We start from the raw sequence: 7,752 nt of genomic DNA on the forward strand, positions 1-7,752 counted from the left end.
AAATGCCTGTGCTAGCATTTTGGGATCACCTATAAGCAATGATTTTGTTGTCTTGAGCTTTTCAGATTATAACGTGGACATTTCAGAGATAAAGAAAAGAGTTGAACTTGCTTGCAAGGTAGATTTTGTGATGGTTATTTATAACCCCATAAGCAAGGTTAGATTGGAAAAAACTAAAGAAATATTTCAGGTTATTGTGGATAACAAGCCGGCTAAAACAAAAGTAGCATTAGTAAAAAATTGCTACAGAGCAGATTTTAGTATGAGAATAATAGAGCTTTCTCAAATATTTGAAAACATCGATTTTATAGACATGAATACAACAGTGATAGTTGGAAACAAATATACATACGAAAATTTCGGAAGATTAATTACACCAAGGTGGTATAAATGATACTTGTTTTATCTGGAACAAGTGTAGGAAGAAAAGTCGCAGATGCGCTTTCAAGAAAATATAAAGTGCTAGTTTCTACAAAAACAGAATATGGGAAAAAATTAATAAATGAAAATAAAAATTTAAAGGCTGTATATGGAGAACTTGATAGAGAAAGTCTAAAGAGTTTAATTTTGAAAAACAATATCAAAGTTATAGTCGATGCAACTCATCCTTTTGCAACTATTATTAGTAAAATAGCTTTTTCAGTTTCAAAAGAACTAAATGTGGATTATATAAGGTACTTAGAGGAAGAAGAAAAAGTTTCATATGAAAATGCAATATATGTGGAAGGACACAGTCAGGCAAAAGAAAAATGCTATGATTTTGACAATATTTTCTTAACCATAGGGACTAAGAATTTGGCAGTGTATAAGGATTTGATTGATTCAAAGAATGTTTTTGTGAGGGTACTTCCAACGGTTGAATCAATAAAGGTTTGTGAGGATTTAAATATTTTGCCCAAAAATATAATAGCAATGCAGGGGCCATTTTCTAAGGAGCTTAATTATATTTTGTTTAAAGAAACAAAGGCCCAGGTAGTTGTTACAAAGGAGAGTAATCTCTTTGAAAAGGTAGAAGCTGCAAAACAACTTGGAATACACTTGATTATTGTCAAAAGACCTAAAGAAGTTGGTAGGAAAAAGGTAAGCAGTATAGATGAACTAATGAGGGTGATAAAGGATGCTGAATAATCTAAAAATGATAGGCATAGGGAGAAATGCTCCTCTTTATATTTTAGAAAAGTTTGATTTTGATGAAAAAGAAATTATTGAGCTTTTAAAAAGTAAAGTAGATGAAGTTGCCGTGCTTAAAACGTGCCATAGAAGAGAGATATATTTTGTTGGAGATTTAAAAAAGCTACCTTTTGATTTAGATGAAAATGTGGAAGGATATTTGATACAAAGGACTGGGGTTGATGTTGTAAGACATTTATTTAAAGTTTCATCAGGGCTTGATTCCATGGTTCTTGGAGAACACCAAATTCTTTCACAAGTAAAAAATACATACAAAAATTATTGTGAAGGAAAATTATTAAAACGAATATTTAATGAAGCTATTTCAGTTGGAAAAGAGGTTAGAGAAAAAACAGGAGTTTCAAAATTTCCACTTTCAATAAGTTATATTGCACTAAAGTTGATTGAGGAGCTTAGGGGAAAAGTCTCAGAAAAAGATATTTTTGTGATAGGTACAGGCCAAATGGGGCAAAAGGTGGTTAAGTATCTTGTTGATAGAAATGCAAATGTATATATATCTAACAGAACAAAGTCCAAGGCTTTAGAAATTAAAAATAAATATCCGGGAGTACATTTGGTTGATTTTTCAAAAAAGTATGAATTTATTTCAAAGAGTGATGTTGTAATTAGTGCAACTAATGCCCCACACTATGTCGTTGAAAAGGAAAAAGTTAATACAAGAAAAAAAATATTGTTTATTGATCTTTCGATGCCAAGAAATATAGATCCAGAACTTTCAAAGTTACATGATTTATACACACTTGATGATCTACAAAAGATATCTGAAAAGTATAGATTATTAAGGAAAGAAAAGATAGATATGATGCAAAAAATTTTAGAGCAAAGAATTGAAAAATTTTTGAATTGGTATTATTCACGAAATTTAAAAGAAAAGATAGAAGATGTAATAAAGATGAGAGACATTGTTGTGGAAGAAGAATTTAAAAGGCTTGTTAATAAAGTTGAGGATAACAAAAATCTTGAAAAGATAAAGGAAAGTCTTAGAAGATGCGCAAATAGAATGGCAAGTTATCATATCCAATATTTAAAGGGTGAAAGATTATGAAGATAAAGGTTGGGACACGTGGAAGCAAACTAGCTTTAATACAAACTAATATGGTTGTTGAAAGGTTAAAGAGTAAGTTATCGAACGTTTCATTTGAAGTTATACCAATAAAGACAAAGGGAGATATTGTAAAAAAGCCAGTTGAGAAAATAGGAGGAAAAGGAGTTTTTGTAAGTGATATTGAAAAGCTTCTTTTAAATGGTGAAATTGATATTGCAATTCACAGTATGAAGGATATGCCAAGTAAGATTCCAGATGGACTATTATTAACTTCAGTATTAAAAAGAGAAGATGCAAGGGATGTATTTGTTGGAAAAAAGGATTTTTTTTCGTTAGAAAGTGGTGCAAAAGTTGGTACTTCAAGTAAAAGACGTATGCTTCAATTAAGTATTTTAAGACCAGACATTGAAATAGTACCCATTCGTGGAAATGTTGATACAAGGTTAAAAAGAATAGGAGAGCTTGATGGAATTGTCCTTGCTGCGGCAGGATTAAAAAGACTTGGGCTTGAGAAAAAAATTACTAATTATTTTTCGATAGAGCAAGTTGTTCCGGCACCATGCCAAGGAATTTTAGCACTCGAATTTACATCTAAATTTTTACCTTTATTTGAAAAGGTAAAAGATGAATTTGTAGATCCTGATACAGAATATGTTTCAAAAATAGAAAGAAAAGTCCTTTCTATATCAGGTTTTGATTGTAACACGCCGTTTGGTTTTTACTGTGAAAAGAATGATGATCAATTGATTTTTCACATATTTAAAAATGAAAAGAGAGAAAAGCTTGTCGTTGATAAAGATAGAGCATATGAAGTGTTAGGGGAGATAAGATGGGAGTAGTTTACCTTGTAGGTGCAGGACCTGGAGATTTGAAATTAATAACTTTAAAGGGATTAGAAGTTTTAAAAAAGGCCGATTGTGTGGTTTATGATCATCTAATAAATCCTAATCTTTTAAATTTTACAAAAGATGATGCAAAGCTTATATATGTTGGTAAAGTTGCAGGAAATCATTCCAAAACTCAGGAACAGATAAACAAAATTTTAGAAGACGAGGCAAGAAAAGTAAATATAGTTGTTAGGTTAAAAGGTGGAGATCCATTTGTATTTGGAAGAGGCGGGGAAGAATTTGACTATTTAACGCAAAGAGGAATTAAAGTAGAAATAATTCCAGGTATAACTTCAGCAGTTGCAGTGCCAGCTTATGCAGGAATACCTGTTACTCAAAGAGGTATTTCTTCACACTTTCATGTTTATACAGGACATAGCAAAGATACAAAAATTTACGAAGATAGTGGTACTATAGTATTTCTAATGGTTTCAAAAAACATAGATTTTGTAAAAGAAAAACTTCTTGAAAAGTTTTTACCTGACACACCTTGTGCGGTTATAAACAACGGAACGACAAATCTACAAAAAACTTATCTGACATTAGTTAAGGATCTTAATACCCAGTTATTTGATTCACCTTCGCTTTTGGTTGTAGGGGATGTTGTAAAAAAGAGAATAAATTGGTTTGAAGGCGGAAAGTTATTTGGAAAGAAAATATTAATTACAACTCAGTATAGCAAGGATTTTGAAATTTTAGAGAAAAGCGGTGCACAACTTTATTTTGTTCCAACCTTTTATATTAAAGAAAATGTTGAAAAACTTAAATACCTTGCAAAAAATTTGGATAAATATGAGATATTGATATTTACAAGTAAAAACGGTGTACGGCTATTTTTAAAGTGGTTAAAGAAATTCAAAATTGACTTAAGAAGCCTAAAAGCAGAGATAGCGGTAATCGGTGAAAAGACAGCAAAAGAATTTGAAAAAGTTGGCGTATTTGCTGATATTATACCTGAAAAAGAGCTTTCTGAAAAATTATTTGAAATGATTGATAAAAGAAAAAAGGCAGCATATATAACGTCGAATTTAGGGAAGGATATAAATGAGGAAAACATAGAAAAGATTGAGATTTATCAAACAATTGAGAACTATAGAATGAAGAGGGTTTTAAATGAAGTATTAAAAAAAGAAATGGATTATGTTGTTTTTACAAGCCCATCATCATTTTTATTTTTTCTTAAAATGGCAAAACTTAATAAAGAAAAGATATGTGCGATAGGGCCTGTTACTAAAAAATGTATAGAAGATCATGGGTACAAAGTTGAAATAATGCCAAAAAAATACACTTATGAAGAACTTTGCAAGGAAATATTGAAAAAGGGAGGGTAGATCTTGATAAAGAGGCCTAGAAGATTGAGAAAAAATGAGATTATACGTAGCCTTGTAAGAGAGTATAAGGTTTGTGTGGATGATCTAGTTTATCCTCTATTTATTAAGGACGGTTACAAATTAAAAGAGGAAATAGATTCGATGCCAGGTATTTTTAGATATTCTATTGATACAGCAATTGAAGAGATAAAGGAAGCAAGATCATATGGTATAAAAAGTTTTATACTCTTTGGAGTGCCTGAGGAAAAGAATTTAGAGTGTGCACTTTCTGGGATAATTCCAAAAGCACTTAGACAAATAAAAAGAGAAATTGAAGATATTGTATTGATTGCAGATGTTTGCATGTGTGGATATACAAAAGAAGGCCATTGTGGAATTGTAAAAGATGGTGTGATTTTAAACGATGAGAGTTTGACTGTACTAGCTGATATTGCACTAAGCTATGCAGAAGCGGGAGCTGATATTGTAGCACCATCTGATATGATGGATGGAAGGGTTTACGAAATTAGAAAAAAGCTCGATGAACATAATTTTACAGATACCCTTATAATGTCCTACAGTGTAAAATACGCATCTTCTTTTTATGGCCCATTCAGAGATGCGGCTCACTCTGCTCCAGCATTTGGAGATAGAAAGACTTACCAGATGGATTATGCAAATAAAAGAGAAGCTTTAAGGGAAATAGAGCTTGATATTGAAGAAGGGGCAGATATAGTAATGGTAAAACCTGCACTTTCTTATCTAGATATAATACATCTTGTAAAAGAAAAGTTTAATATTCCAGTTGCGGCATACAATGTGAGCGGAGAATATTCGATGGTAAAGGCAGCATCAAAGATGGGGTGGATAAATGAAAAGGACATAGTGATGGAGATTTTAACTAGTATGAAGAGGGCAGGAGCGGATATAATCATAACTTATCATGCAAAGGATGTTGCAAGATGGATTACTTGCCAGTAATTTTAAACATAAAAGGTAAGAAATGTTTGATTGTAGGTGGAGGAAAAGTTGCAGCAAGAAAAATAAAATACCTTCTTGGAAGAGTTGAAATAACAGTAATTTCAAAGGATTTTTGTAGAGAGATAAAAGAGATGGAAGGTATAAAGCTTGTGAGAAAAGCATATGACTCTTCAGATTTAGATGGCTTTGACATAGTTATTGCTGCAACAAATGATGAGAGAACAAATAAGCAGATTTTTCTGGATGCACAAAATAAAAATGTTCTTGTAAATAATGCAACAAGTAAAGAATATTGTGATTTTTTAATGCCGGCTTTTTTCAACTACAAAGACTTTATAGTTGCGGTTTCAAGCTTTGGTAATTCTCCAAAAAGGGCAAAAAATTTAAAAGAAAAGATAAAAAGATATTTGGGGGGATTGGATGTTTGAGATAGCAAAAAAATATATGCCTGGTGGTGTAAACAGTCCAGTAAGGGCGTTTAAATCTGTGGAGATGGAACCAATTTTTGTCAAGAGTGCAAAAAAAAGTAAATTAATAGACATAAACAACAAAGAGTACATCGATTATATACAATCCTGGGGTGCACTTATTTTAGGTCATGCACACGAGGAAGTTGTTGAAGAAATAAAAAAACAAGCAGAGCTGGGAACCAGTTATGGTTTATGTCATGAACTTGAAGTAGAAATGGCAAGATTAATTGTAAAGCATATTCCATCGGTTGAAATGGTAAGAATGGTGAATTCTGGAACAGAAGCAGTTATGAGTGCTATAAGGCTTGCAAGGGCGTATACGAATCGAGAACTCATAGTAAAGTTTGAGGGATGCTACCATGGACATTCAGATGGGCTTTTAGTAAAAGCAGGATCTGGTGCATTGACATTTGGAACTCCAAGTTCAAAAGGTGTTACTGAGAAGATAGTTTCAAATACGTTAGTTGCAAGGTACAACGATATAGAAAGTGTAAAAGAGTTATTTGATAAATACGGAGAAAATATAGCATGCGTTATTGTTGAACCTGTTGCAGGGAATATGGGAGTTGTACTTCCAAAGCAAGGATTTTTAGAAGGCCTTAGAGAGATAACCAAAGAATATGGTTCACTATTGATATTTGATGAGGTTATAACTGGATTTAGAGTATCTATTAATGGGGCACAAGGTTATTACAATGTTCTTCCAGATATTACAACCCTTGGAAAGATTATAGGCGGAGGACTTCCAGTTGGAGCGTACGGTGGAAGAAGAGAAATAATGGAATTAGTATCTCCACAAGGGCCAGTTTATCAAGCAGGTACATTATCTGGAAATCCTCTAACACTTGCCGCTGGCATTAAGACTATTAAAATTATTGAAAATGATCCAGGTTTTTATTCTAAATTAGACGAATTAGGAAAGTATTTTGAAGAAGGGATTGTCAGTGCATTAGGTGATTTTTATGTTAAGGTTAATAGAATAAAAAGTATGCTTTCCTTCTTTTTTAGCAAACAAGAGGTTAATTCGTATGAAAAAGTAATGAATTCTGACGTTGAAAATTACAAAAAACTATTTAAATATTTGTTCGAAAACGGTATTTTACTACCCCCCTCACCTTTTGAAAGTTTATTTATTTCATCTTCTCATTCAAAGGAAGACATAGAAAAAACGGTATATTACTTTGAAAAATTTTCAAAAAAACTTAAGGAGGGAAAGCTATGAGGTTTTTGATGGTTTTAATACTTGTTTTTGTAATTCCATCATTCGGATTTAGCATGCACATTATGGAAGGTTTTTTACCACCAGCCCATGCCACTTTCTGGTACATACTTTCTATACCATTTTTTACATACGGACTTTTTGCTATTAGAAAGATATTAAAAGAAAACCCTAAACAAAAGATGTTACTTGCTTTTGTTGCGGCATTTGCGTTCGTGCTTTCTGCAATGAAAATACCTTCTGTTACAGGAAGTTGTTCACATCCTACTGGCGTAGGTCTTGGTGCGATAATATTTGGCCCTACTACTATGACCGTACTTGGTGCTATTGTTCTACTGTTCCAGGCTCTTCTTCTAGCTCATGGTGGTATAACAACTCTTGGAGCAAATGTGTTTTCAATGGCAATTGTTGGTCCACTTGTAAGTTATTTTGTGTATAAATTACTTATGAAAACAGGTAAAAGAACACTTGCAGTGTTTTTAGCAGCATTTTTGGGAGATTTGTTAACCTATGTAACAACTTCTTTTCAACTTGCATTGGCATTTCCAGATAAATCATATGGTATGTGGTATTCATTTGCAAAATTTCTTGGAATTTTTGCTGTAACTCAGATTCCACTTGCAATAATTGAAGGATTTTTGACTGTTGT

9 protein-coding genes are annotated in these 7,752 nt (G+C 32.3%); all 9 read left to right on the forward strand.

From position 1 onward, the window contains the following. The coding region (locus JG780_RS09840) for an SAM-dependent methyltransferase (RefSeq protein WP_463274146.1) at nucleotides 1-394 on the forward strand (394 nt) is incomplete at its 5' end. Then, a complete protein-coding gene (cobK, locus tag JG780_RS09845; protein ID WP_287570418.1) occupies nucleotides 391-1,128 on the forward strand; it encodes a precorrin-6A reductase in 738 nt (245 codons plus the stop codon). The genes JG780_RS09840 and cobK, both read left to right, overlap by 4 nt. Next, nucleotides 1,118-2,236 carry a glutamyl-tRNA reductase gene (gene hemA, locus JG780_RS09850; RefSeq protein WP_287570420.1) on the forward strand — a complete coding sequence of 373 codons (1,119 nt, stop codon included), beginning with the start codon at nucleotides 1,118-1,120 and terminating at the stop codon, nucleotides 2,234-2,236. Before cobK ends, hemA begins: the two co-directional genes overlap by 11 nt. Then, on the forward strand, nucleotides 2,233-3,075 hold the full coding sequence (hemC, locus tag JG780_RS09855; protein ID WP_287570422.1) for a hydroxymethylbilane synthase: 843 nt from the start codon (nucleotides 2,233-2,235) through the stop codon (nucleotides 3,073-3,075). Before hemA ends, hemC begins: the two co-directional genes overlap by 4 nt. After that, nucleotides 3,066-4,454 (forward strand): uroporphyrinogen-III C-methyltransferase, encoded by a 1,389-nt coding sequence (gene cobA, locus JG780_RS09860; RefSeq protein WP_287570424.1) that lies wholly within the window; start codon nucleotides 3,066-3,068, stop codon nucleotides 4,452-4,454. Before hemC ends, cobA begins: the two co-directional genes overlap by 10 nt. 3 nt (nucleotides 4,455-4,457) lie before the next feature. After that, nucleotides 4,458-5,414 carry a porphobilinogen synthase gene (gene hemB, locus JG780_RS09865; RefSeq protein ID WP_287570425.1) on the forward strand — a complete coding sequence of 319 codons (957 nt, stop codon included), beginning with the start codon at nucleotides 4,458-4,460 and terminating at the stop codon, nucleotides 5,412-5,414. Continuing rightward, nucleotides 5,396-5,842 carry a precorrin-2 dehydrogenase/sirohydrochlorin ferrochelatase family protein gene (locus JG780_RS09870; RefSeq protein ID WP_114703057.1) on the forward strand — a complete coding sequence of 149 codons (447 nt, stop codon included), beginning with the start codon at nucleotides 5,396-5,398 and terminating at the stop codon, nucleotides 5,840-5,842. The genes hemB and JG780_RS09870 overlap by 19 nt, the downstream gene beginning before the upstream one ends. Beyond that, nucleotides 5,835-7,106, forward strand: a complete 1,272-nt coding sequence (gene hemL / locus JG780_RS09875; RefSeq protein WP_287570428.1) for a glutamate-1-semialdehyde 2,1-aminomutase — start codon at nucleotides 5,835-5,837, stop codon at nucleotides 7,104-7,106. The genes JG780_RS09870 and hemL overlap by 8 nt, the downstream gene beginning before the upstream one ends. Next, a partial coding sequence (locus JG780_RS09880) for an energy-coupling factor ABC transporter permease (RefSeq protein ID WP_287570430.1) occupies nucleotides 7,103-7,752 on the forward strand: 650 nt, incomplete at its 3' end. The genes hemL and JG780_RS09880, both read left to right, overlap by 4 nt.

The sequence above is a fragment of the Thermosipho sp. (in: thermotogales) genome (assembly GCF_020054775.1).
In the GTDB taxonomy this organism is placed as follows: domain Bacteria; phylum Thermotogota; class Thermotogae; order Thermotogales; family Fervidobacteriaceae; genus Thermosipho; species Thermosipho africanus.